The organism is Paraburkholderia diazotrophica (assembly GCF_900108945.1).
Taxonomy (GTDB): domain Bacteria; phylum Pseudomonadota; class Gammaproteobacteria; order Burkholderiales; family Burkholderiaceae; genus Paraburkholderia; species Paraburkholderia diazotrophica.
In genome coordinates, this window is the sequence record NZ_FNYE01000006.1 from 81,700 (window position 1) to 106,763 (window position 25,064).

Sequence of the window (25,064 nt, forward strand, 5' to 3'; positions counted from 1 at the left end):
GTGAGCTTATATGCTTATGAGCGATGCGCGGGCCACCACGTCCAGCCGCGCTCGCCGCGCTGCAATTCGACGATCGAAAGCGGCGCGATCTCGATACGCGAAAACGCATCGGATGGCGCGCGCAACACATGCAGCAGCGCCGCGCGGATCACGGGCGCGTGCGTGATCGCGAGTGCGGTGCCGTCGCGATCGAACGCGTCGAGCCAGCGGCCCACGCGCAGCATCAGCGCGTCGAACGATTCGCCGCCATGCGGTGCCGCCGACGGATCGCGCGACCATGCCGCGAGCGCTTCGGGTTTTTCGTTCGCAAGCTCGCTCAAACGCCTTCCGCGCCAGCGGCCATAGTCGATATCGGCCAGATCCGGCGCGATCGCGGCGTCGAGCCCGAGCGCGCGCGCGGTTTCGAGCGCGCACGCGGCGGGGCTGCTCAGCGCGGTATCGACGGCATTCAGCAGAGCGTCGTTCGACATGCGAAATCGCGCCGCTTCGGCGATGCCGCGCGCGTCGAGCGGTTCGTCGGCGGGGAATGCGCCTTTGCGCTGTGCGGCCGTCGCCGGGTGGCTGATCAACAACAGACGTGTGCGCATGACGGACTCTTATCGAGGGAACGGGGAAGAAAGTAGCAAGCGTCCGCGAGTTTAGCGCGTAGAATAGACGCCACTCGAAGCGCGGAAGCCGGTGCAAGCCCGGCGCGGTCGCGCCACTGTAATCGGTAGTGAATGCGTACACAGACATGCAGTACACAAGCCGGAAGCCAGACCCAAGCTTCGACTTCAACCCTCAATCGACTATCGGGGCGCGCAACCCCAAGGAGATCTCCGTCATGAACGACGCTGTTCTCGACCACGCCGGTCAATCCGTCCAGCCTGCTCAACCCACGCCGGTTCCGCTGCGCGAACTGCTGCCGTGGGTGATCTTCGGCGGGCTGCTGTTGCTGCTCGCGCTGTATTTCATCGGCGCCGAACAGGGCGCGACTTCGCTGATTCCCGGCATGTACGTGCATGAGTTCGTGCACGACGGCCGCCATCTGCTCGGCTTTCCTTGCCATTGATCGGCTACTGATCGCATAGGGGAGTCATCACCATGGTTGGGAAGCTGTTGATGCGAGGGATGCTCGCAGGCATCGTCGCGGGCCTGCTCACGTTCGCGTTCGCGCGCGTCGCGGGTGAACCGCTGGTCGATACGGCGATCTCGCTCGAAGAAAAGATGCATGCGGCGCACGATCACGGCGACGCGCACGAAGAAGCGCTCGTCAGCCGCGGCACGCAGGCGGGCTTGGGTTTGCTGACGGGCATCGTCGCGTATGGGATGGCGTTCGGCGGGCTGTTCGCGCTGACCTTTGCGTATCTCTATGGCCGTGTGGGCAGAATCGGCGCGCGCGCGTTGTCCGCGTGGCTCGCGCTCGGCGCGTTCGTCGCCGTCGTGCTCGTGCCGACCATCAAGTATCCGGCGAATCCGCCTTCCGTCGGCGACCCTGACACGATCGGCATGCGCACGGGGCTCTTCTTTCTGATGATCGTCACGTCGATCGTCGTCATGGTGTTCGCGATGAAAGTTCGCAAGCATCTGTTGACGCGGCTCGGGCAGTGGAACGCATCGATCGCGGGCGGCATCGCGTTCGTCGCGATCATCGCCGCGATCGAGATCGCGCTGCCGACCGTCAACGAAGTGCCCGAAGCGTTCCCGGCCGTCGTGCTGTGGAAGTTCCGCATGACGGCGCTCGGCATGCAGGCGCTCATGTGGGCGACCATCGGCCTGCTGTTCGGCGCGATGGTCGAGCGCAGCGAACGCATTGCGCGCGCGTCGGGCACGGCGGCGCGCAAGTCGGCTTATCAGTAGCGCGTCATCGCCGCGTCCGCGCACGCACGCGCGGGCGCGCGCCGCTGTCCTTCCCGCTGCCTTTTCCACTTCCCTTCCGCTCGACCGCCATTTCCAGAAACCGCGCAAGACACGGATTACGGTTCGACGGCGACCATACGAGCAGCTGCGAAATCGTCGGCGCATCGGCGAGCGGTTTGAACACCACGCCCGGCAGTTGCGCCTTGCGCATCGACTCGGGCACGAGCGCGACACCCACGCCTTCGTCGACGAGACTCAGCACCGTCTGCTGCAACTGCACCTCGAAACGCACATCGGGCGTGAAGCCGCCTTGCAGACAATGATCGACGATGGTCGCGCGCAGACTCGGCGCAACGGCGTCCGACGCCATCACGAACGGTTCGCGCGCGAGCTGCGCGATCTTCAGATGCCGCGCGCGAGCGAGGGCATGATCGCGCGATAGCGCGACGCACAGCGGCTCGGTGAAGATCGTGCGCGTATCGAGCCCTTTATCGGGCGCGCCCGGAAACATGATCGCCGCATCGATCTGCGCGTTGAGCACCTGCGACGCGAGATCGTTCGACACGACTTCGCGCAGATTCAGCGTCACGTCGGGATGCGCGCTGCCGTAGGCGCGCGCATAGGCGGGCAGCACGCTATACGCCGCGCACATCGTGAAGCCGATGGTCAGCTGGCCCATATCGCCGACAGATGCCGCGCGCGCATTCTTCGCCGCCTGTTCGATCGACGCGAGGATTGATTTGGCATTGGCATAGAAGCGCTCGCCCGCGGCCGTCAGCGTGACGCTGCGCGGAGTGCGCTCGATCAGCGTCACGCCGAGCGACGCTTCCAGCGACGCGAGTTGCCGGCTGAGCGGCGGTTGCGACAGGTTCAGGCGGGCAGCCGCGCGGCCGAAGTGCAGCGTCTGCGCGAGCGTGACGAAATAGCGAAGTGGCTTGACGTCGAGCATGATGCAGAAAAGGTATCGTCGAGGGTTTCAATCGGTATTGGATCGTATCGGGGTAAACGGCTTACGCTTGCACGTCTGCGCGTTCGCACGTTTCCGCCCGCTGTCACTCTCCATGCTTTCGACGCTCGAAATCCTGCTGCCCGTATTCGCGCTGATCTTCGCGGGCTTCGTTTGCCGCCGCCGCAATCTGCTGGGCCCGGCGGCCGCTTCCGAACTGAACCGCTTCGTCGTGTGGCTCGCGCTGCCCGCGCTGCTGTTCGACACGATGGCGCATTCGACGTGGCGGCAGCTCGATCAGCCCGCGTTCATCGCAACGTTTTCGATTGCGTGCGCGGGCGTGTTCGTCGTCGTGCTGATCGCGCGTCTTGCGAGCGGGCGGCATCTCGCGGATGCGAGCGTCGATGCGATCGCGGCGTCGTATCCGAATACGGGCTACATCGGCTTTCCGCTCGGCCTGCTCGCGTTCGGCAAGGCGAGTCTCACGCCGACGACGATCGCCACGATCCTCGTCGCGTGCGTGCTGTTCGCGCTCGCGATCGTGCTGATCGAAGCCGGCCTGCAGACGGAGCGCACGCCGCACAAGCTCGGCGCAAAGGTGTTGTGGCGGCTCGTGAAGAATCCGCTGATCGCGTCGCCGATCGTCGGCGTGCTGGTCGCGAGCGCGGGCGTGAGCCTGCCGCAAAGCGCCGAGACGTTCCTCAAGCTGTTGAGCGGTGCCGCGAGTCCTTGCGCGCTGGTGAGCCTCGGGCTCTTTCTCGCGGAAAAGCGTCCGGCGGCGGAGGGCACGTCCGGGTCCGTCACGTCGCTCGTGCTGACGGCCATCAAGCTGATCGCGCAGCCCGCGCTCGCATAGTGGATCGCCGCGCGTGTCTTTTCGCTGCCCGCGCCCATCGTCGATATGGCCGTGCTGCTCGCCGCGCTGCCGACGGGCACCGGCCCCTACATGCTCGCCGAGTTCTACCGGCGCGAGGCGCACATCACATCGCAGACCATTCTGCTGTCGACGCTGGGCTCGCTGATTTCGTTGTCGCTCCTGCTGTTCTATCTGCGCGCGCCGGGTTGAGGCGGTGCGCGGGACCTAGCCGAAGCGTTCCGCGCGATAGGGCTTCGGATCGGTGAAGGGCGTCGCGCCCGTCATCATCTCCGCGAGCAGGCGGCCCGTGACGGGTCCGAGCGTCAGCCCGTGATGGTTGTGCCCGAACGCGAACCACAGGCCGCGATGACGCGGTGCGGGGCCGATTACAGGACGCATGTCCGGCGTGCAGGGCCGCATGCCGAGCCACGGCTTGTCGTCGACGCGCTCGCCCAGGCCGAACGTCGCGCGCGCGAGCGGCTCGACGCGTTCGAGCTGGATGCCCGTCGGCGGCGCGCCGCGCTGCGCGATCTCGACGCCCGTCGTCAGGCGCAGGCGGTTGTCTTCCATCGGCGCGACCACGTAGCCGCGTTCCGTATCGACGATGGGCACCGACAGCATCTGCCGCGCGGGACGATAGTGCATGTGATAGCCGCGCTTCGCGCGCAGCGGAATGCGATAGCCGAGCGGCCCAAACACGGTATCGGACCACGGCCCGAGCGCGAGCACGACTTCCTTCGCGCTGATCGTGCCGTGTTGCGTGTCGACGGTCCACGCTTCGCCCGATGAACGCAACGTCGTCGCGTCGCCGGCGATGAACGTGCCGCCTTCCGCTTCGAAAAGCCGTGCATACGCTTTGACGAGCGCGCCCGGATTCTTCACGCTCTTCGGGTCCTTCCAGTGCAGCGCGCCGCAAATGCCTTCGCCCACGCCCGGCTCCTGCGCGCGCAGCGCAGCCGCGTCGAGCACGCTCACGCGCAGGCCATGCTCGCGGATCGCGTCTTCCGATGCCCTCGCTTCGTTGTCGAATTCGGCGCGCGTGCGGAACGCCTCTATCCAGCCGCCGTCGTGCACCAGCTCGCCGACGCCCGCGCGTGCGATCAGCCGGTCGTGCTCGTCGACACATGCGCCGATCAGCGGCAGCATGTCGCGCGCGGCGGCCGCGAGCCGCTGCGGCGACGATTCCCACCAGAAGCGCGCGAGCCACGTCGCGTAAGAGGGCAGCGCCTTGTAGTCCCAGTAGAGATCCGTCGACTGGTTGCGCGCATAGCGCAGCAGCGTGCCGAGCTTGCGCGGAAAGCCGTACGGCACGATCGACGAACGCTCGATCAGCCCCGCGTTGCCGAAGCTCGTTTCTTCGCCGGGCGCGCGCCGGTCGACGAGCGCGACGCGCCGTCCGCGGTCCTGCAGATGCAGCGCCGACGATACGCCGACAATTCCCGCTCCCAGCACGATGACGTCGAAATCCATAGCAATCAGAGTGGTCTTTGATATGACTTGTGATGAAGCCCAAAGCGCAGCGAGCGCGTGTCGCCACGCGCCCGCACGTCGAAGCCGGATCGTCCGGCTTCGGCTCGAAAGCGTATCACTTGGCGATGATGTCGCGCTTGAAGTATTTCTGCGAGAGCGCTGTCAGCGTGCCGTCCTTTTTCAGCGCGTCGAGCGCGGCATCGACTTTCGCCTGCAACGCCTTGTCGCTCTTGCGCAGGCCGAAGCCCGTGCCTTCGCCGAGCGTCGACGGGTCTTTCAGCGGCTCGCCGACCATCTCGAAGCCCGCGCCCGCCGGCTTGCCCAGAAAGCCGTCCTGGGCTGTCTGCGCTTCCTGCACGGCGGCATCCAGCCGGCCGGCGACGAGATCCGCATACACCTGGTCCTGATCCTGATACGACACGACCTGCACGCCCGCATTCGCCCAGTGCGCCTTGAGGAAGTCCTCCTGCGACGAGCCTTGCAGCACGCCGACGCGCTTGCCTTGCAGACTCTTCACGTCGGGATGCAGGCGGGAACCGTGCTTCGCGATCATCACGATGGGCACGACATAGATGGGCGGCGTGAATGCGATGCTTTCCTTGCGCTTGGCCGTGATGTTCATCGCCGAATTGATCACGTCGAACTTGCGCGCCTGCAGCGCGGGAATCAGGCCGTCGAATGCATTCTCGACCCATACGCATTTCATTTTTAGCTTCGCACAGACGGCGTTGCCGAGATCGACATCGAAGCCTTCGAGCTGGCCCGATGCCGTCTTGCTTTCGAACGGAGGGTACGCGGCTTCAATGCCGAAGCGTAGCGTGTCGGATTGCGCATGGACGGCGCCTGCCGTCATTGCAAGGACGGCGGCGGCGAGGGAGAGCTTCAGGTTCATGACGGTTCCTGTCGTTGATGATCGGTGCGGACGCGGCAGGCGGCGCAGATGAAATATAGACGGAAAGTCCAGTATGGACTATAGGGAATACGATAGTCCAGTGATCAAAAATGCGCGTGCACATCGCGCGATACCTTGCCAGAAGCGGGAGAGAGCCCTTCAAAGACTCGTTGAGCGGCCTGATGCCGTTCGCTAAGCGGGCGTCTCGTCGTAGATTTTTTGTCCAGATTTCGAAAGTCTCAAGTAGACTATAAGTCTACATTTGACGCATCAATTTGAGTTAACACTCGCCGCTGAAGGAGACAGACCCGATGATGACCGCCTTGCCACTTGCCGTCGACGAACAGGCCGTCCGCGAAGCGTTGCCCGCACTCGACGTGCGCGGCGCGCTGACCGCGATGTTCCGGGCGCTGGCTTCCGCCGAGGCCGTGCAGCCGCCGCAGACGCTGACGCTGTTTCCGAACGGTGCCGGCGACTTCATTACCTACCTGGGCGCGCTCGCCGATGCGAAAGTATTCGGCGCGAAGCTCTCGCCGTATATCGTCACGGGCGGCAAGCCGATCATCACGGCGTGGACGGCGCTGATGTCGATGGAAACGGGCCAGCCGTTGATGTGGTGCGACGCGGGCCTGCTGACGACGGAGCGCACGGCGGGCACGACGGCGCTCGCCGTCGACCGGCTCGCGCGCGCCGATGCGACGCGGCTGGCGATCGTCGGCGCGGGTGCCGTCGCGCTCGCGCACCTGCGGCATGTCGCGCCGCTGCGCGCGTGGGAGTCGATCCGCGTCTGGTCGCCCGGTCTCGTGAACGACGACGCGAAACGCGCCGCGCTCGAGACCGCCGACGCGCGCGCGGTCGCGAGCGCGAGCATCGACGATTGCGTGAGGGATGCGGATGTCGTGATGCTGTGCACGTCGTCGGGCACGCCCGTTCTGCCGCGCGACGCATTGACGAAGCCCGCGCTGATCACGTCGATCAGCACGAACGCCGCGAACGCGCATGAAATCGATCCGGCGTGGCTCCCCGAGATGGACGTGTACTGCGACTATCGCGCGACGACGCCCGGCAGCGCGGGCGAAATGAAGCTCGCCGCGCAGCACGGCTGGTCCGCGGACAAGCTGAAGGGCGATCTGCCGTCGCTCGTTACTGGCACGTGCGGAAAGCCAGGCTACGAGCGGCACGTGTTCTTCCGCTCGATCGGCCTGGGCCTCGAAGACGTCGCGATCGCCAGCGAGCTCTACCGTCATCTGACCGGCGATCGGACGCACGCACAATAGCTACAATGTCGATCAGCCGCCGCTGCGCGCCGTTGTTCCATCGGATGCGCGCGGCATCACGAGAAACACCGCAGAGAGACACTGCGAACACTGCCACTGCCCGCCGATGCGCAAGAAGAAAACGTCTCCCGTCAAGGACCTGCTGCTGACCCGCTACGCACCCATTGCGGACGGCATCGCCGCACTGTTCTTCCCGTACGCGGAAGTCGTGATCCACGATCTGCACGACCAGACGGTGCTGTATCTCGCGAACAATCTGTCGAAGCGGGAGATCGGCGACGATTCCGCGCTCGAAGAGATCGACCATTCGGCGCGCGAGCGCGTGATCGGCCCATACGAAAAGCTCAACTGGGACGGCCGCCGGATGCGCTGCGTGAGCAACATCCTGTTCGACGACAACGGACAGCCGGCGGGCATGATGTGCATCAACTTCAACATCGCCGTGTTCGAAGACGTGCGCTCGACACTCGATCTGTTCATCAAGGGCGCGGGCGTCGTCGCGCAGCCGGAAGAACTGTTCCGCGACGACTGGCAGGAGCGCATCAACACATTCCTGCACGGGTGGCTGCGCGAGCGGCAGATCGGCCTGAACGGTCTCACGCGCGAGCATCGGCGCGAACTGGTCGAAGCGCTGTATGCGGAAGGCGCGTTTCGCGGCAAGAGTTCGGCCAACTATGTCGCGAACGTGCTTGGCATGGGGCGTGCAACGGTTTATAAGCATCTGAAGCAGATGAAAGAAGGCGCGAGCTGACGGCTGTTGCGGCTCGCGGCCCGCGCTGCTTGTGATCCGTTCCAGACACCTTCGAGGACACGACCGTGACCGTGCGTTATCGACACTACAAAGGCGGTATTTACGAATTCATCTGCGAAGCGACGCTCGAATCGGACCCGAGCGTCACGATGGTCGTCTATCGCGCCGAAAACGGCACGATCTGGACGCGGCCGTCGTCCGTTTTCTTCGAGATGATCGAGCACGAAGGCGACAAGATTCCGCGGTTCTCGCCGATTAACTAGGGGTTTTGGCTTGCGCCCCGGTTGCAGAGGTGCCGCGCGCTGACGTTCGTTCGCGCCGATGCGGAGCTATCAGCGCGTCACAGCCGTAGGCAAATCGACAGCATCGGGCGCTTCGATCACAAGATCGCTCTGCGCGATAGCCACGCACGGCAGGATATAACCCTCCGCCTTTTCTTCGATGCTCACGCCCGGCCACTCGACCGTATAGCGCACGCGGCCCGACGTCATCTTGCACAGGCAGGTCCGGCACGTACCGTTGCGGCACATGCGCGGCAGATAAAGATTCGCGAAGCCCGCCGCTTCGAGCACGGTCAGCGATTCGGGCGCGTCAAACCTGCGGCCGAGCGGCTCGACGCGCACCTCGAAGGTCTGTTCATGTTCTTGCGGCCCGCTGCGGCACAGTTCTTCGTTCGCCATCGTGCTCACGAAATCGACACGCCCAGGAGCCGCCCGACGCCGAACGTAAAGGCCGCCGCGACGAGCCCGATCACGATCTGACGGAACGCCGAGAACGCGGCACTCCGTCCGTTGAACAGCGACGTGAAGACGCCGACGGCCGCGAGCCCGAAGGCGCTCAGCGCGACGCACTGAAAGACGGCCGGCGTGCCGTGCGCCCACAGGAACGGCATCGCCGGAAAAATCGCGCCGAGCGAGAACAGGCAGAACGACATGCCCGCCGCCGTCCACGGATTGCCGCCCAGTTCCGCCGGATCGAGGCCCAGTTCTTCGCGCGCCAGCGTGTCGAGCGCCTTGTTCCGGTCGCGCATCACCTGCTCGGCGACGCGTTTCGCCTCGCTCGCGTCGATCCCTTTCGACTGGAAGATCAGCGCCAGCTCGCGCTGCTCGGCTTCCGGCGTGTGCTCGATTTCGTCCGCTTCCTTCGCGATCTGCGTGCGCGCCAGTTCGCGCGCGTTCGTCACCGACAACCACTCGCCGAGCGCCATCGAGCACGCGCCCGCGATCAGTCCGGCGAGTCCCGTCAGCAGGATTGCCTTGTTGCCCGTGCCCGCGCCCGCCACGCCCATGATCAGGCAGAAGTTCGATACGAGGCCGTCGTTTGCACCGAGCACGGCGGCGCGCAGGTCGTTGCCCGAGGTTACGTTCTTGTGCCACGACTCGGCGGCGGCGATCTGTGCGCCTATGGCCGGCGGCTGATCATTCCCTTTGACGTCCGCGACCATCTGCTGCATCACAGCCGCGTGATGCTGTTCGTCTTTCGACAACTGCGCGGCGTCGGGCTGGTTCGCGTACTTGTCGCGGTCCGCGTATTCGGCGGCGGCGAGCGACGGTAGCACGTAGTTCGGTCCGAGCGTATGGATCAGGCCACGCATCAGATGCGTCTTGATGCTGTGCCGGTGCGGCCGCACGCGCACGCCGTTCGCATGCAGCTTGTCGGCCCATACGTTCGCATGCACGCGCTCGGCGCTCGCGAGCTGGCTGAACAGCGTGCGGCGCCGCGGATCTTTTTCGACGCGCGACAGCGTCTCGTACAGCGCGGCGCTGTCGAGCTCGTCGGCGAGATTCGTGCGGTAGCGTTTGAGTTCGTGCCGGGAGGCCATCGATCGAGGCGCGGTCTGGGCCGGATATTCGTGGGGTCAGGACGAAGCTTAACGCAGCACGGGCCGTTGCGCTGCTTCAGGAGGCAACACGCAAGCGGCGAAGTGCCCGATGTCTGACCGCGAAAAGGCGATGCCGTCCGCGCGTCAATGCGTCGTGCGCATCCGCATGTAGCGATAGACCGTGTTGCGCGCGAGCCCCAGTTCGCGCGCCGCCGCCGAGATGTTGCCGTTGTTGCGCGCGAGCGTCTGCTCGATCAGCTTCGCTTGCCATTCTTCCATGCGCGCGGGTTGCAGTGAGTCAGGCGAATCTTCGACGGGCGCGGCATCGGCATGCGAAGCCTCGCTGCGTTCGGGCCCGTCGTGCCGTTCTGGCTCGCAGTCGTGCAGAAAGTCGTCGGGCAGATGCTCGACGCCGATCTCGTCCGCTCCTTCGGCCATGATAACGGCCGTGCGCAGCACGTTCGCGAGTTGCCGCAGATTGCCTGGCCAGCGGCAGCGCGTGAAGATCGCGAGCACGTCGGCCGACACGCATGGCGGCATCCGCGCGCTGTCGGGCTCTTCGCTGCGCAGCCGCGCGAGAATCCGCTCGACGAGCACGGACAGATCGCTGCGCGCAGCGAGCGCGGGCAACGTGACGACGAGACCGTTGATCCGGTAATAGAGGTCTTCGCGGAAGGTGCCTTCTTCGATCATCGCGCGCAGATTGCGGTGCGTCGCGCAGACGATGCGCACGTCGACGGGAATCGCGCGCGTGCCGCCCAACGGCACGACGGAGCGCTCCTGAAGCACGCGCATCAGGCGCACCTGCTGCGCGAGCGGCATGTCGCCGATTTCGTCGAGAAAGAGTGTGCCGCCGTCGGCCTGCACGATCTTGCCGACGCTGCCGCGCTTTTTCGCGCCCGTGAACGCACCGTCTTCGTAGCCGAACAGTTCCGCTTCGATCAGCGTGTCGGGCAGCGACGCACAGTTGACGGCGACGAACGGCGCATCGCGGCGCGGCGACTCCTCGTGCATCGCGCGCGCGAGCCACTCCTTGCCCGTTCCCGTCTTGCCGAGCACGAGCAGTGGAATGTCGCGGCCACGCACCTTCGCGACGCGCTGGAGCACGGCGGCCATTTGCGCGTCGCCCGTGTCCAGTGTGGCAAACGTGACGGCGGCGGCGCGCGCTCTGGCCGCCTGCGATGCGGCCGATGACTGCGCGGCCGTCCGCGGGCTTGCCGCATCTGCGGAAAACACGGGACGCGCCGCGTATTCGGCCCGCGCCACCACGCGCACGCCGCTCGGCAGCACGAGCGTCAGACACTCGCCCGGCGCGCGCGACGCCTGTTGCAGCGCGGCCGGAAAGGCCGTGCCGAACAGCGCCTCGAAAGGCTGCGCGAGCAGCGCGTCGAGCGGCCGCCCGAACTGGAACAGCGCGCTGCGGTTCGCGGACAGCAGCGTGCCGTCAGCGCCGAACGCGGCGAGCCCTTCGAACAGCGTGCCAATGAATTCGCTGCGCGCATGAAAGCGCACGCGCACGGCTTCGGCGAACTGGTTCGCGAACAGATGGTTTTCGATGATCTGCGCCGACATGCGCACGAGCGCGAGCGTGTGCTTGTGAAAGCCGCGCGTATCGCCGCTGACGTCGAGCGCGCCGATCGTGCGGCCATACGGATCGGCGATGGGCGCGCACGAGCAGGTCAGGATGCGGTTCGCCTGCAGAAAATGCTCGCCTCCGTGGACGACGGTCGGCTGGCTGTCGGCGAGCGCCGTGCCGATCGCGTTCGTGCCGCGATCCGCTTCCGCCCACGACACGCCCGGGCACAGCGCGACGCGCTTCGCCTTCTCGACGAAATCGCTATCGCCGAGACTGTGCAGAACCACGCCGCTGCTGTCGGTGAGCAGCACCATGCTTTGGGTATCGACGATCTGCGCGTGCAGCGTTTCCATCACGGGCAGCGCGTGCGCATACAACGAGCGGTTGCGCTCGACGAGATCGCGCAGCGCGAGCCGCTCCAGCGGATGAAAGTCGGGTGCCTCGGAAACGCGCAGGCCGAAATCGCGCGAGCGCGCGTGAGCTTGCGCGATGACGTCGGCGCGACCCGCAGCGGGCGGCGTGACGGAACGTTGGGTCACTGCTTGTCTCCGTTGTTGTGCGCGTCTTTTGTACGCTGTGCTTTCGCGCCGACGGGCGCGGCGCTTGCGCATGCTTGATACGGCTTGATACGCGCGATTGCGCAAGCGGGCGATGTGGCGCGACGCAGCACTGCGTATGCAGTATCGGCGCATCTGCTGCATCTGCTGCTTCTGCGTGCCGACGCATATCGGTTCATCTTACAGGAGGACGCACGGCGCGTGTTTCGCTTGCCTTCCTGCGCAGAAGTGCAATCATCGTAAATGGCATGCGTTCGCGCCGCGTGCCGTACGGGGCCATCAACGATCGCCCCGGCCAGCGCCAGTTCGAGGAGAACGTCATGGTGCGCATGGAGTTGAGAGTCGTCCTCGCCACGCTTGCTATCTTCATCGCGCTAGGGGGCATCGGGTTGTCGATCCATGGTTCGCTGTACTACCTGGATCGCGAGGTCTGGACGGGCGTGATCGCGATTGCGATCGGCATCGTCGGCTGTGTCACGATGCTCACGCTGTGGCCGCGCGATCTGCCGGGCAAGACGCCGCCCGATCATCCCGCCGATGACGGCGGGCCGCACGAACACCATCATCATCTGCCGAGCCAGTTTTAGCGCGTATTTACGCTGCAGCGCCGCATCCCTTAGGGTTTCTGCGCAGGGGCTTTCCCTCGGTTCGCAGAGCCCATCGAGCGTATCGACGAGCCGATCGAGTGCCGGTTCGCGGTGCGTGGCGGCGCCATGCTGGCGTGTGGCGTAACAAAACTTGCGGGCGGCCGCAGGTCGTCTACAGTGTTGAGATCAACTGAGGCGCGCGCGATAACGGCGTGCGTTCCTGATTGACAGCCCGCGCTGCGATCCATAACGGAGGCTTGAACAGGGGCACGCGCGGCCCTCGGCGATGTTGTCCACCAAGGTGTTCCCATGCAGATCATTTTCCCGAAAGAAGCCCCTGAGTACTCGGGGCGCGAGCTGACACTGGCGTTTCCGGCTATGGTCGATGGGCAGAGGGTGGAATGCATGATTACCGCCGAGGCGCTCGAAGACCATTTCGGCGCGGCCTCGCCGCGTATCGAAGACATGATCGGCGCGTTCTCGACGCACCGCGAGCGCATCGAAGCGGCCACGCGGCGGCTGTTGTCCGAGACGGGCGCGCAGTGTGTCGTGTTGCGTAGCGGGTATGTTCGCTTTTACGAAGCGAATTGGCGGAATTAGTTTTTTGTCTGCGACGCTGTTTTGTTTTGCCGTTATCGCGGGCATCTGCGATGCGGTTTGTGTCTGCGACGGCTTTTTTGTGGCGGTGTTTCAGCGTGCCGCCGGCATCCGCGAATGCGTTCGTTTGCTTCGCCCTTCGCTGGCATCCGCGATGCGCCTCGCGGCGCGGGCGTTGCCCCCGTGCGGGGCGGCACTCACTTTCTTTGTCCCCCAAGGGGACTTCCTTCGGGGCGCCGCCGCAAAGAAAGTAAGCAAAGAAAGCGGGCTAACACCGCCAGCACTTGGCCTTTACCCACGGGCTCTCAACGTCCCCATCCTTCAGCCGGCAGCATGCTGGCTTATGTTCGTTGCCAGCGCACTACGTAAGTGCCTCACCCGCTTCATGCACCCGCATTGCGGCCCGCGAAATCGAATATTCCCGGCCCCTTTGCGGCAAACTGTGTGTAGGCATTCGCGCCGCACAGGAAACCCTCCGTACATGATGCGGCGACAAGTGCGAGCGTTGCCCTATACGACAAAGCAACCTCATTCACTACCGACATGCGGCGCTTAAACGTTCGATACCCTTGGCCGAGCCACGGGTGTATGAAGCGGGTGAGGCATTTAGCCAGTGCGTTGGCAACGCGCATTGGCAGCACGCTGCCGCACGAAGCATGGGGACGTTGAGAGCCCGTGGGTAAACGTCAAGCATTGGCGGTGTGAGCGGCTTTCTTCTGCCTACTCTTCTTTGCCGCGGCAAAGAAGAGTAGGTGCCGCCCCGCACAGGGGCAACGCCCGCGCCGCGAGGCGCTAACGCGGATGCCAGCGCAAAGGCAAAAAGACCAAAAAAACAAAAGGTTCATCGCAGACACAAACCTCATCGCGGATGCCCGCGAAGGGCGAAGCAAACGAACACAATCGCAGATGCCCGCGATAAGGGCAAAAAAGCCCGCTGCGAGCAACCTACTCCGATCCCAGATAAAAAAACCGAAACAAAAACACAGCCGCGATAATCCACACGACCAGCTTCACCTGGCGCGCCTGGCCCGTCAGCAGTTTAAGTCCCGCATACGAAATGAAGCCGAACGCGACGCCGTTCGCAATCGAGTACGTGAACGGCATCAGCAGCGCGGTGAGCACGGCAGGCACGACTTCCGTCGCGTCGTCCCAAGGCAGGTTGATCATTTCGCGCAGCATCAGACACGACACATAGAGCAGCGCCGGCGCCGTCGCGTAACCGGGCACGACGCCCGCGATCGGCGCGAAGAAAAGCGCCAGCAGGAACAGCACGGCGACCGTGATCGCCGTCACGCCCGTGCGCCCGCCCGCCTGCACGCCCGATGCGCTTTCGATGTAAGCCGTCGTCGACGACGTGCCCAGCATCGAGCCCGCCAGGATGGCCGCGCTGTCCGCCATCAGCGCGCGGTTCAGACGATGCATCTTGCCATGCACGAGCAGGCCCGCGCGATTCGCGACGCCCATCAGCGTGCCCGTCGCGTCGAACAGCTCGACGAGGAAGAACACGAGTATTACGTTGAGCACGCCCGTCGACAGCGCGGCCTTGATGTCGAGGTGAAAGAGCGTCGGCGAAATCGACGGCGGCGTCGATACGATGCCGTGAAACTCGTTGCCGCCGAAGAAGAAGCTCAGGATCGTCACGCCGACGATGCCAATCAGAATCGAGCCGCGCACACGCAAATGATCGAGCGTGACGATCGCGAAGAAGCCGATGATCGCGAGCACGACGTGCGCATCATGCAGGTTGCCGAGCGTGACGAGCGTCGCCGGATTGCCCGTCACGATGCCCGCCGTCTTCAGCGAAATGATCGCGAGAAAGAGACCGATGCCGCCCGTGATCGCGATGCGGATCGAATGCGGAATGCCCGTGACGATCACTTCGCGTACGCGGAAGAGCGTGACGATCAGGAACAGGCATCCCGAGATGAACACGGCGCCGAGCGCGGCCTGCCACGAGAAGCCCATGCCCTTGACGACCGTATACGCGAAGTACGCGTTGAGACCCATGCCGGGCGCGCAGGCAATCGGGTAGTTCGCATAGAGGCCCATGATCAGCGACGCGAGCGCCGCGACGAGGCAGGTCGCGACGAACACGGCGTCTTTCGGCATGCCCGCGTCGCCGAGAATCGCCGGATTGACGAAGATGATGTAGGCCATTGTGAGGAACGTGGTGATGCCTGCCAGCACTTCCACGCGCAGGTTCGTGCCTGCTTCGTCAAAGCCGAAATACCGTTTTACGGAGTCCATGAGCCGAGTCTCTCGTCGTGTGAAATGTCGTTCGTAACTGCTTGTCGTACCGCTTCGATTTGCGCTTCTTTTTCACGCTCTTTTCAGCCGACCGACGGCGTCGGGCACAGGCGCGACCGCGGCTCCAAGGGGGAGTCGATGCATCCGGACCGTCGGGCCGCCACGGGCGGATTTAATCACGATTGGTGCGCCATTGCCGCATTGGCGGCGCGCGCGCGTTGAACGCATGCAACACTCGCGGCGTCAGAGCGTGCGGCGTGCCAGCCCCAGTCCGCTTCGCGGTCTGCCATGCTCAAACGTGATTTTCTGTAGCGAAGGGGCGTGATGATACCTGACGCCGCGCATCAGGCCGGATTACAAGGGGAGTTGCAGCAACAGAAGAGGAATGGACGTACAGGCATGCCGCGTCGGCATTGCGCACCGTGGCACCGGCAAAGGAAATGTCGCCGGTGCGATTCGTGGCGTGCGTCGCTGAAGACCCGCCTCGCATCGCATCCGGTTGTCGTGTGCTATTGCTGTATTTACTGCTGCACGCCCTGTGCCTGCGCACGGCGTTGGGCGACGATGCGTCCTGCCGCGATCGCATTGGACGGATAGTTGATCCAGTCGAGCGGATCGTAGCCGGCATTGCGCCATTCGATCAGATCGGCTTTGACTTCAGCGCGCGTCTTGGGCTTGTTCTGGTCGTAGACACGCGATGTTTGCGCGAGCGCGGACGACACGCATACCGCGCCGACGAGCGCACCCAGAACCATACGAGGAATCAGCTTCATGGCAGGGGCCTGAAAAGTTAGGATGACCTGTTTATTTTAGGTTCTGCATCCCCGATAGGTAAGTTTCGCAAGTGAAATGAACCGTTGCATGCTTTGGCTCAATGGGATGGCTTGCCCATCCGGTCGAGCACGGCCGTCAACAGATCGACGGGCAGCGGAAACACGATCGTCGAATTCTTGTCCGCTGCGATGGTCGTCAGTGTCTGCAGGTAGCGCAACTGCATCGCCTGCGGTTGTTGCGCAAGCATCTGTGCGGCCTGCAGCAATTTCTGCGATGCCTGCAACTCGCCTTCGGCATGGATGACCTTCGCGCGCCGCTCGCGCTCGGCTTCCGCCTGGCGCGCAATCGCGCGGATCATCGTCTCGTTGATGTCCACGTGCTTGATCTCGACGTTCGATACCTTGATGCCCCACGCATCCGTCTGCGCGTCGAGCACGCGCTGGATATCGGTGTTCAACTGCTCGCGCTCGGACAGCAGTTCGTCGAGATCATGCTTGCCGAGCACGGCGCGCAGCGTGGTCTGCGATAGCTGGCTGGTCGCCTCGAAGTAGCGCGCGACCTGGATCACCGCGCGCTCCGGATCGACGACGCGAAAGTACACGACGGCATTCACCTTGACCGACACGTTGTCGCGCGTGATCACGTCTTGCGGCGGCACGTCGAACACGACGGTGCGCAGATCCATGCGCACGACCTGCTGCACGACGGGAATGATCAGCACGAGGCCCGGCCCCTTGACCTTCCAGAAGCGTCCGAGCATGAACACGACGCCGCGTTCGTACTCGCGAAAGATGCGTACCGACGAGGCAATCAGCACGATTGCCAGCAGGATCAGGATGCTGCCGAAACCGAAGGTGAAACCGATCATGTGCGTTCTCCTTGTTGTCGACCAGAGTGGGCGTTTGACCTGTCGGCTGGAGTTAGCGCTTTAGCACTTGCTCCAGCCCCAGGCGGAGCACTTACCCGGGTCCCATGCGAGACGATTGCTGTTGGGGGATATCGCCAGCGGGGACGACCGTGAGCGTGAGGCCGCGCCGCCCGATGACGCGCACGGCGTTGCCCGCCGCAAGCGGCGCAGTGCTGCTCACGCGCCAGCGCTCGCCATGCACGCGCGCCCAGCCGACGCGCTCCGGCTCACCGTGCAACAGGCTGTCCCTCGACGATTCCGACCTCGCGTCCGTTTCGCTGACGGCGACGAGGCCATCGTCGAGCACGACGCCGACGCTGCCGATGATCGCCTCCGCGCCCGTCACGACGGGCCGCTGCCGCGCGCGCAGCACCATCCCCGAGACGCCGAAGATGAAGAGCACGCTGAACACGACGACGGCGGCGATCATCGGCAGCGGAATGCCGTAGCCGGGCAGGTCGGTGTCGATCAGCATCAGCGCGCCGATCACGAACGCGATGATGCCGCCGAAGCCGAGCGTGCCGAAGGTCGGCAGAAACGCTTCGGCGATCAGGAACGCGAGGCCGAGGAAGATCAGGCTCAGACCGACGTAGTTGACGGGCAGCAGTTGCAGCGCGAAGAGGCCGAGCAGCAGGCTGATGGCGCCCGCCACGCCGGGCAGCACGAAGCCCGGATTCGAGAACTCGAAGAAGAGGCCATACATGCCGATCATCAGCAAGATCAAGGCCACGTTCGGATCGGTGATGACGGCGAGAAAGCGGCTGCGCCAGTCCGGCTGCAGCGTGACGACGGGCGCATGAGCCGTCGACAGGCGCTTTGCGCCCGCGGACGTCTCGTAGGTGCGGCCGTCCACCTGCTTCATCAGATCGGGGATGTCGCGCGCAATGATGTCGACCACTTTCTGATCGAGCGCGTCGTGCGCCGACAGGCTCACCGCTTCGCGCACCGCGCGCTCGGCCCACTCGACGTTGCGGCCGCGCAGTTGCGCAAGTCCGCGGATATAGGCTTCGGCGTCGTGAAGCTGCTTGCGCAGCTCCGTCGACTGACTGTCGAGCGCGAGCGCGCCCGATGCGGCGCTTTCGCTCGCGGCGCTCGCGCCGGAAGCGGGTTTTTCGCCCGGCATGGCGGGCGCCTGTCCCGGCTTCGGCGCTTCCTGTCCGCCGATCCCCAACTGCACTGGCGACGCCGCGCCGAGATTGGTGCCCGGCGCCATCGCCGCGATATGGCTTGCATACGTGATATAGGTGCCCGCGCTCGCGGCGCGCGCGCCGCCTGGCGCGATGTACGTCGCGACGGGCACGGGCGAAGCCAGGATCGCCTTGATGATCTGCCGCATCGACGTATCGAGGCCGCCTGGCGTGTCGAGTTGCAGGATCGCGAGTTGCGCGTGGTCGTCCGCGGCGCGGGAGAGGCCGCGCACGATGAAGTCGGCGGTCGCGGGGCCGATCGCGCCCGCGACGGGAATCACGAACACGCTGCCGGGCGCAACGGGCGCAACGGCCCCTTGCGCGGCGTCAGCCGGCCGGACGAGCGATGCGGCGGCGCAGAACACGAGCGCGAGCAGCGCGATCCGGCGCGCCAGCGTCGTGCTGTTGCGAAAGCCAGCGCGACGGGCGATGCAATATGTAATGTGCGCAATGTGGTGTGTGATGCGGTGTGTAATGCGCCGGCCAACGGAACACGCAAAACGCGATGCGCCGCTCGGGCCGCAAGCCAATGCGATGCATGCGCCGGCCGCCATCGAGGCGCCGCACGCCGTGCGTTGCGCGAGGCGCGCGCGGATCGGCGCGTGCCATGAACCCGCTTGCCGGGACGGGAGAAGCCGGTACGTTCTCATTGTCGGCGGCCGGCGCGCCGCGACGAATGTCGTGCGGTGCCCCGGCCTGAAAGGGCTGGCCTGCCTTAAGCTTAGTCGGATTCCGCCCGTTCCGCCCGACGGGAGATACCCGCGTTCGCGGTTTGGGCGAGAGCGTTCGCCGCGCGGTAATCGGCGGGCCGCATCCCCGTCCACTTGCGAAACGCGCGATGAAACGCGCTCGGCTCCGCAAACCCGAGCGTCGCGGCGATCTCGGCGATCGGCTGCCCGCCGCGCTGCAACGCCGAAATCGCGATGTCGCGCCGCAGGTCGTCCTTGATCGACTGATACGTATAGCCTTCCTGCTTCAGATGCCGCCGCATCGTCGCCTCGGCGACATTCAGCCGCTGCGCCATCTCGCCCGAGCCCGGCCACGCGGACATCGGCATCACGCGCAGCGTCTTGCGCACGCGCGCCGCGAGCGAGCCGGGATTGCGGTACTTGATGATGAAGCTCGCAGGTGCGTCGCGCAGGAACGGCTTGACGGATTTCGTCGTCTGCACGACGGGCAGTTCGAGGAAGTCCGGCGCGAGATCGACATACGACTCGCCTTGTTCGAATGCGAGGTCGTCGCAGAACATCAGACGGTATTCGTGTGCGGCGGGCGGCTCCGTGCAGCGAAAGCGCGCTTCGATCAGCGGGATGCGCCGTCCGACCAGCCAGCACACGAGGCCGTAGACGAGGATGAAGTACGTTGCATACGCAAACATGGCCGGCTGCGTCGCGCCGTCGCGATGGACGAACGCGAGGCGCACACGGTCGTCGCGCCGGCTGATCTGCGCGGACAGGTCGTCGAGCACGAGCCGCATGAAGCCGACGGCCCGCGTGAGCGCCTGACCGCCGTTGCGGGCCGTCAGCGCCGTTTGCGTCATCGCGATGAAGCTGCCGCTTTTCATCGCGTGCGTATCCTGGCCGAAGAACTCGTCGTCGAGCGCGCGGGCGATGTTGGCCCACAGCGCGCCGTACTGCGCAGGCGTCACGCGGCTTTTCGCGCTCGCGAGCATCTGCGGCGCGATGCCCGCTGCCTCGACGACAGCCAACACGTCGAGTCCGCGCGCGCGAGCGAGCGCCAGCGTCTCCTCAACGAGGCTCACGGAGATCGTGCCTCTTTCTGCTTTCATCCCGTCATGGTCCTTGCGTGGTCTGGGGGCGTGCTTTCGCGCTGCTGTGGGCATATCTGGTAAATCCGCTCACTTCGCGCTTACTTCGATTACCGAGAAAGGGCGCCAGTATCGTCATTTTGCCGCATCGAGTGCTGCTGTCGATGTCCCGACATGGCAAATGCGCTCACGCAGATTGATCGGACGCGGCATCGAATCGCGCTCGCGCCACGCCTACACTGGGTCCCGACGATCGCGCCGCAAGAGCCATGAAGCAGGCGCAACAAAGAACACAGAGAAGTACACGGAGACGCAAGGCGGCACACATGGATGAGTTCTATACCGACGAACAACGGATGATCCGCGACGCGGCGCGCGACTTCTCGGTCGAGCGCCTCGCGCCCAACGCGGCGCAATGGGACCGCGACGGCCAGTTGCCCGCCGACGTCGTCGCGCAGATGGGCGAACTCGGCTTTCTCGGCATGATCGTGCCGCCCGAGTGGGGCGGCTCCTATACCGACTACATCGCCTACGCGCTTGCGCTCGAAGAGATCGCGGCCGGCTGCGCGGCCTGCGCGACGCTGATGAGCGTGCACAACTCGGTCGGCTGCGGGCCGATCCTCAACTTCGGCACCGACGAGCAGAAAGACCGCTATCTCGCCGATCTCGCGACGGGCAAGCGCATCGGCGCGTTCTGCCTGACCGAGCCGCACGCGGGCAGCGAAGCGAACAACATCCGCACGCGCGCCGCGCTGCGCGAAGACCAAGGGATGGGCGAGTGGGTGCTCAACGGCAGCAAGCAGTTCGTGACGAACGGCTCGCGCGCCGGCATCGCGATCGTGTTCGCCGTCACCGATCCCGATGCGGGCAAGCGCGGCATCTCGGCCTTCATCGTGCCGACGGATACGCCGGGCTTCAACGTCGGCCGTCCGGAGAGCAAGCTCGGCATTCGCGCGTCCGACACGTGCCCGATCTCGCTCGACGATTGCGCCGTCCCCGAAGCGAACATGCTCGGCGCGCCGGGCGAGGGCTTGCGCATTGCACTGTCGAATCTGGAGGGCGGGCGCATCGGCATTGCGGCGCAGGCGATCGGCATTGCGCGCGCCGCGTTCGATGCCGCCCGCGCGTATGCGAACGAGCGCATCCAGTTCGGCAAGGCGCTGAAGGAGCATCAGACCATCGCCAACATGCTCGCAGACATGGCCACGCGCCTGAACGCCGCGCGCCTGCTCGTACATCACGCGGCGCGGCTGAGGAGCGCGGGCCGGCCGTGTCTGTCGGAGGCGTCGCAGGCGAAGCTGTACGCATCGGAAGTGGCCGAAGAGGTCTGCTCGAAGGCGATCCAGATTCACGGCGGCTACGGCTATCTCGAAGACTACGCCGTCGAGCGGCACTATCGCGACGCCCGCATTACGCAAATCTACGAAGGCACGAGCGAAGTACAAAGAATGGTTATCGCGCGGCACGTTTGAGCGCAGAATAAACCGCCCATAGAGCGCATCCGCGCCGACAACCAGCTTTGCATGGGACGGGAGTACGCGCTAAAGCGCAGACTCCGGTCGACAGGAGACGACGATGACGGCAGCCCAAGGCTTTTTCGACGCGCGCGACTTCTTGTTGCGCCACCGCACGGACTATCAGCGCGCGTACAACGAATTCCGATGGCCGGAGCTCGGAGAGTTCAACTGGGCGCTCGATTATTTCGACGTCGTCGCGACAGGCAACGACAATCCGGCGCTGTGGATCGTCGACGATCCGGCGCAGGAGGGCCTCAAGCTTTCGTATGCGCAGATGTCGGAGCGCTCGTCGCGGATGGCGAATTTCCTGCGCGGCCTGGGCGTCACGCGCGGCGACCGTCTGCTGCTGATGCTGCCGAACCGCGCCGAGCTATGGGACGTGATGCTCGCGTCGATGAAGCTCGGTGCGATCGTGCTGCCCGCCACCACGCAACTGTCGTCCGACGACGTGCGCGATCGCGTGCAGATCGGCGGCGCGAATTTCGTCGTGGTCGATAGCGCGGAGACGGGCAAATTCGACGGCCTCGACGCGAAGCTCACCCGCATCTCGGTCGGCGCGCCGCGCGAAGGCTGGACGGACATTGCCGGCGCGTACGATGCATCGCCTTCCTTCACGCCCGATGGCGTCACGCGCGCGGCCGATCCGATGCTGCTGTACTTCACGTCGGGCACGACATCGAAGCCGAAGCTCGTCGAGCACACGCATCAGAGCTATCCCGTCGGCCATCTGTCGACGATGTACTGGATCGGCCTGCAACCAGGCGACATCCACTGGAACATCAGTTCACCGGGCTGGGCGAAACATGCGTGGAGCTGCTTCTTCGCGCCGTGGAATGCGCAGGCATGCGTGTTCGTCTACAACTTCGCGCGCTTCGTGCCGAAGGAAACGCTCGGCGTGCTCGTGCGCTGCAACGTCACGACGCTGTGCGCGCCGCCGACCGTATGGCGCATGCTCGTGCAGGAGCCGCTCGCGTCGTATCCCGTGAAGTTGCGCGAGATCGTCGGCGCGGGCGAGCCGTTGAATCCGGAGATCATCGAGCGCGTGCGCCACGCCTGGAACATCATGATCCGCGACGGCTACGGGCAGACGGAAACCACTTGCCAGATCGGCAATCCGCCGGGGCAGCCCGTCGTGCCGGGATCGATGGGGCGACCGTTGCCCGGTTACCGAGTCGAGCTCGTCGATGCCGACGATCAGCCCGTGACGGAAGGCGAAATCGCGCTCCCGCTCGGTGGAAGCCCGACCGAGCGTCCGCTCGGCCTGATGACGGGCTACGCGAACAACGCGAAGGCGACCGAGCACGCGATGCGCAACGGCTACTACCACACGTCCGACGTCGCGATGCGGCGCGACGATGGTTATCTCGTCTACGTGGGACGCTCGGATGATGTGTTCAAGTCGTCGGACTACCGGCTGAGTCCGTTCGAGCTCGAAAGCGTGCTGATCGAACACGAGGCGATCGCCGAAGCCGCCGTCGTGCCGAGCAATGACGCGCTGCGTCTTTCCGTGCCGAAGGCGTTCGTCACCGTGCGTCAGGGCTACGAGGCGGGGCCCGAGCTGGCGCGCGACGTGTTCCGCTTTTCACGCGAAAAACTCGCGCCGTACAAGCGCATTCGCCGCCTGCAATTCAGCGATCTGCCGAAGACAATCTCCGGCAAGATCCGCCGCGTCGAACTGAGGCGCCGTGAACTGGAACGCACGGCGGAGCCCGCGCGGCTGCCGGGCGAGTACTGGGAAGAAGATTTTCCCGAGCTGCGCAACGGTAACGGCAACTGAGCGGCAATTGAGTGGCAACCGAAGCGCCGCCACCAACATTCATTTTCAGGAGACATTCAGCATGAGCGCAATTCCAACGACTGTCGCAGGCCAGAAAGTCGACACCGTCAAGCTGCTGATCGACGGCGAGTTCGTCGAATCGAACGCGACCGAGTGGCGCGACATCGTGAACCCGGCGACGCAGCAGGTGCTCGCGCGCGTGCCGTTCGCGACGAAGGACGAAGTGGACGCCGCGATCCGTTCCGCGCACGCCGCGTTCGCCACGTGGAAGAACACGCCGATCGGAGCGCGGATGCGCATCATGTTGAAGTACCAGGCGCTGATCCGCGAGCACATGCCGCGCATTGCGAAGACGTTGACGGCCGAGCAGGGCAAGACGTTGCCCGATGCCGAGGGCGATATCTTCCGCGGCCTCGAAGTGGTCGAGCATGCGTGCTCGATCGGCACGCTGCAGCAGGGCGAGTTCGCGGAGAACGTCGCGGGCAGCGTCGACACGTACACGCTGCGTCAGCCGATCGGCGTGTGTGCGGGCATCACGCCGTTCAACTTTCCCGCGATGATTCCGCTGTGGATGTTCCCGATGGCGATCGTCTGCGGCAACACGTTCGTGCTGAAGCCGTCCGAGCAGGACCCGCTGTCGACGATGCAGCTCGTCGAGCTTGCGATCGAAGCGGGCGTGCCGAAGGGCGTGCTCAACGTCGTGCATGGCGGCAAGGAAGTCGTCGACGCGCTGTGCACGCATGAGCTTGTCAAGGCGATCTCGTTCGTCGGATCGACAGCCGTGGGCACGCATGTGTACAACCTCGGCAGCCAGCACGGCAAGCGCGTGCAGTCGATGATGGGCGCGAAGAATCACGCCGTCGTGCTGCCCGACGCGAATCGCGAGCAGACGCTGAACGCGCTGGTGGGTGCGGGCTTCGGCGCGGCGGGGCAGCGTTGCATGGCGACGTCGGTGGTGGTGCTGGTGGGTTCGTCGAAGGACTGGCTGCCCGAACTCGTCGAGAAGGCGAAGACGCTGAAAGTGAACGCGGGTCACGAGCCGAAGACCGACGTCGGGCCGGTGGTGTCGCGCACGGCGAAGCAGCGCATTCTCGGATTGATCGAAGCGGGTGTGAAGGAAGGCGCGAAGCTGGTGCTCGACGGCCGCAACGTGGAGGTGTCCGGCTATGAGGACGGCAACTTCGTCGGCCCGACGATCTTCGGCGACGTCACGACCGAGATGCAAATCTACATGACGGAAATCTTCGGCCCGGTGCTGTGCGTGATGACGGTGCCGACGCTCGACGATGCGATTGCGCTCGTCAACGGCAACCCGATGGGCAATGGCGTTGGTCTTTTCACGCAGAGCGGCGCGGCTGCGCGCAAGTTCCAGAGCGAGATCGACATTGGGCAAGTGGGTATCAACATTCCGATCCCGGTGCCCGTGCCGTTCTTCAGCTTCACGGGCTCGCGCGGTTCGAAGCTGGGCGACCTCGGGCCCTACGGCAAGCAGGTCGTGCAGTTCTACACGCAGACGAAGACGGTGACAGCGCGGTGGTTCGATGACGCGACGGTCAATGACGGCGTGAATACGACGATCAGCCTCCGATAGATCAGCCTCTGATAGTTTCGACGCGGTCTGCGACGCACAGCGCTTATTCACTGAGCGATAGGGCGGCAGGATATTCGGCGCCGCGCGCTGTGGCGCAAGAAAGTGAAGCGGGTGAGGCATTGACTG

The 25,064-nt window shown here is 64.9% G+C and carries 22 protein-coding genes and 1 pseudogene; 11 read left to right on the forward strand and 12 right to left on the reverse strand.

The window, feature by feature from the left end; all coding sequences use genetic code 11:
* Positions 1–14: 14 nt before the first annotated feature.
* Positions 15–587 carry a histidine phosphatase family protein gene (locus BMW76_RS10315; protein ID WP_090865042.1) on the reverse strand — a complete coding sequence of 191 codons (573 nt, stop codon included), beginning with the start codon at positions 585–587 and terminating at the stop codon, positions 15–17.
* 236 nt (positions 588–823) lie between these two features.
* Here BMW76_RS10315 and BMW76_RS10320 point away from each other — a divergent pair, with 236 nt between their 5' ends.
* Positions 824–1,051: a CbtB domain-containing protein gene (locus BMW76_RS10320; RefSeq protein WP_090865043.1), complete on the forward strand. Its 228-nt coding sequence runs from the start codon at positions 824–826 to the stop codon at positions 1,049–1,051.
* Positions 1,052–1,083: 32 nt separating this feature from the next.
* A complete protein-coding gene (locus tag BMW76_RS10325) occupies positions 1,084–1,839 on the forward strand; it encodes a CbtA family protein (RefSeq protein ID WP_090865044.1) in 756 nt (251 codons plus the stop codon).
* Between the two features lie 4 nt (positions 1,840–1,843).
* On the opposite strand, the gene BMW76_RS10330 is transcribed toward BMW76_RS10325, so the two are convergent.
* On the reverse strand, positions 1,844–2,788 hold the full coding sequence (locus tag BMW76_RS10330) for a LysR family transcriptional regulator (RefSeq protein ID WP_143062239.1): 945 nt from the start codon (positions 2,786–2,788) through the stop codon (positions 1,844–1,846).
* Positions 2,789–2,900: 112 nt separating this feature from the next.
* On the opposite strand from BMW76_RS10330, the pseudogene BMW76_RS10335 reads away from it, so the two are divergent.
* Positions 2,901–3,851: pseudogene (locus tag BMW76_RS10335) on the forward strand (AEC family transporter).
* Positions 3,852–3,866: 15 nt separating this feature from the next.
* Here the strand turns inward: BMW76_RS10335 and BMW76_RS10340 are convergent.
* Together BMW76_RS10340 and BMW76_RS10345 are read right to left on the reverse strand one after the other, a co-directional pair.
* Positions 3,867–5,111 carry an NAD(P)/FAD-dependent oxidoreductase gene (locus BMW76_RS10340; RefSeq protein WP_090865045.1) on the reverse strand — a complete coding sequence of 415 codons (1,245 nt, stop codon included), beginning with the start codon at positions 5,109–5,111 and terminating at the stop codon, positions 3,867–3,869.
* A 115-nt stretch (positions 5,112–5,226) separates the two neighbouring features.
* Positions 5,227–6,003, reverse strand: a complete 777-nt coding sequence (locus BMW76_RS10345; RefSeq protein ID WP_090865046.1) for an ABC transporter substrate-binding protein — start codon at positions 6,001–6,003, stop codon at positions 5,227–5,229.
* 311 nt (positions 6,004–6,314) lie between these two features.
* Here BMW76_RS10345 and BMW76_RS10350 point away from each other — a divergent pair, with 311 nt between their 5' ends.
* From BMW76_RS10350 to BMW76_RS10360, 3 genes are all read left to right on the forward strand, one after another.
* The gene (locus BMW76_RS10350; protein ID WP_090865047.1) at positions 6,315–7,280 is read left to right on the forward strand and encodes an ornithine cyclodeaminase family protein; all 966 of its coding nucleotides are present in this window, start codon (positions 6,315–6,317) and stop codon (positions 7,278–7,280) included.
* 106 nt (positions 7,281–7,386) lie between these two features.
* A complete protein-coding gene (locus tag BMW76_RS10355; protein WP_090865048.1) occupies positions 7,387–8,031 on the forward strand; it encodes a helix-turn-helix transcriptional regulator in 645 nt (214 codons plus the stop codon).
* 65 nt (positions 8,032–8,096) lie between these two features.
* On the forward strand, positions 8,097–8,294 hold the full coding sequence (locus BMW76_RS10360) for a DUF1653 domain-containing protein (RefSeq protein ID WP_090865049.1): 198 nt from the start codon (positions 8,097–8,099) through the stop codon (positions 8,292–8,294).
* Between the two features lie 69 nt (positions 8,295–8,363).
* On the opposite strand, the gene BMW76_RS10365 is transcribed toward BMW76_RS10360, so the two are convergent.
* The 3 genes from BMW76_RS10365 to BMW76_RS10375 form a co-directional block, all read right to left on the reverse strand.
* Entirely contained in the window at positions 8,364–8,711 is a 348-nt protein-coding gene (locus BMW76_RS10365) for a 2Fe-2S iron-sulfur cluster-binding protein (protein ID WP_090865050.1), read from the reverse strand.
* Between the two features lie 5 nt (positions 8,712–8,716).
* Positions 8,717–9,853, reverse strand: coding sequence for a VIT1/CCC1 transporter family protein (locus BMW76_RS10370; RefSeq protein ID WP_090865051.1), 1,137 nt, complete (start codon positions 9,851–9,853; stop codon positions 8,717–8,719).
* Positions 9,854–9,997: 144 nt separating this feature from the next.
* A complete protein-coding gene (locus tag BMW76_RS10375) occupies positions 9,998–11,968 on the reverse strand; it encodes a sigma-54-dependent Fis family transcriptional regulator (RefSeq protein ID WP_090865052.1) in 1,971 nt (656 codons plus the stop codon).
* A gap of 266 nt (positions 11,969–12,234) precedes the next feature.
* Here BMW76_RS10375 and BMW76_RS10380 point away from each other — a divergent pair, with 266 nt between their 5' ends.
* Positions 12,235–12,573: a DUF2964 domain-containing protein gene (locus BMW76_RS10380; protein ID WP_245763168.1), complete on the forward strand. Its 339-nt coding sequence runs from the start codon at positions 12,235–12,237 to the stop codon at positions 12,571–12,573.
* Between the two features lie 309 nt (positions 12,574–12,882).
* Positions 12,883–13,173 (forward strand): DUF1488 family protein, encoded by a 291-nt coding sequence (locus tag BMW76_RS10385; protein WP_087739302.1) that lies wholly within the window; start codon positions 12,883–12,885, stop codon positions 13,171–13,173.
* Between the two features lie 942 nt (positions 13,174–14,115).
* Here BMW76_RS10385 and BMW76_RS10390 read toward each other — a convergent pair.
* The 5 genes from BMW76_RS10390 to BMW76_RS10410 all read right to left on the reverse strand — a co-directional run bounded on the left by BMW76_RS10390 (position 14,116) and on the right by BMW76_RS10410 (position 20,074).
* A complete protein-coding gene (locus BMW76_RS10390; protein ID WP_090865053.1) occupies positions 14,116–15,417 on the reverse strand; it encodes an NCS2 family permease in 1,302 nt (433 codons plus the stop codon).
* Between the two features lie 521 nt (positions 15,418–15,938).
* A complete protein-coding gene (locus tag BMW76_RS10395; protein WP_090865054.1) occupies positions 15,939–16,190 on the reverse strand; it encodes a DUF4148 domain-containing protein in 252 nt (83 codons plus the stop codon).
* Positions 16,191–16,288: 98 nt separating this feature from the next.
* Positions 16,289–17,059: a slipin family protein gene (locus BMW76_RS10400; RefSeq protein WP_087740074.1), complete on the reverse strand. Its 771-nt coding sequence runs from the start codon at positions 17,057–17,059 to the stop codon at positions 16,289–16,291.
* 91 nt (positions 17,060–17,150) lie between these two features.
* Positions 17,151–18,935, reverse strand: a complete 1,785-nt coding sequence (locus BMW76_RS10405; RefSeq protein ID WP_407668928.1) for an NfeD family protein — start codon at positions 18,933–18,935, stop codon at positions 17,151–17,153.
* A 71-nt stretch (positions 18,936–19,006) separates the two neighbouring features.
* Positions 19,007–20,074: an AraC family transcriptional regulator gene (locus BMW76_RS10410; protein WP_090865055.1), complete on the reverse strand. Its 1,068-nt coding sequence runs from the start codon at positions 20,072–20,074 to the stop codon at positions 19,007–19,009.
* A 305-nt stretch (positions 20,075–20,379) separates the two neighbouring features.
* Here BMW76_RS10410 and BMW76_RS10415 point away from each other — a divergent pair, with 305 nt between their 5' ends.
* From BMW76_RS10415 to BMW76_RS10425, 3 genes are all read left to right on the forward strand, one after another.
* Positions 20,380–21,525, forward strand: a complete 1,146-nt coding sequence (locus BMW76_RS10415) for an acyl-CoA dehydrogenase family protein (protein WP_090865056.1) — start codon at positions 20,380–20,382, stop codon at positions 21,523–21,525.
* A 103-nt stretch (positions 21,526–21,628) separates the two neighbouring features.
* On the forward strand, positions 21,629–23,347 hold the full coding sequence (locus tag BMW76_RS10420) for an AMP-binding protein (protein WP_090865057.1): 1,719 nt from the start codon (positions 21,629–21,631) through the stop codon (positions 23,345–23,347).
* 61 nt (positions 23,348–23,408) lie between these two features.
* Positions 23,409–24,938, forward strand: coding sequence for a CoA-acylating methylmalonate-semialdehyde dehydrogenase (locus BMW76_RS10425; RefSeq protein ID WP_090865058.1), 1,530 nt, complete (start codon positions 23,409–23,411; stop codon positions 24,936–24,938).
* Positions 24,939–25,064 lie beyond the last annotated feature (126 nt).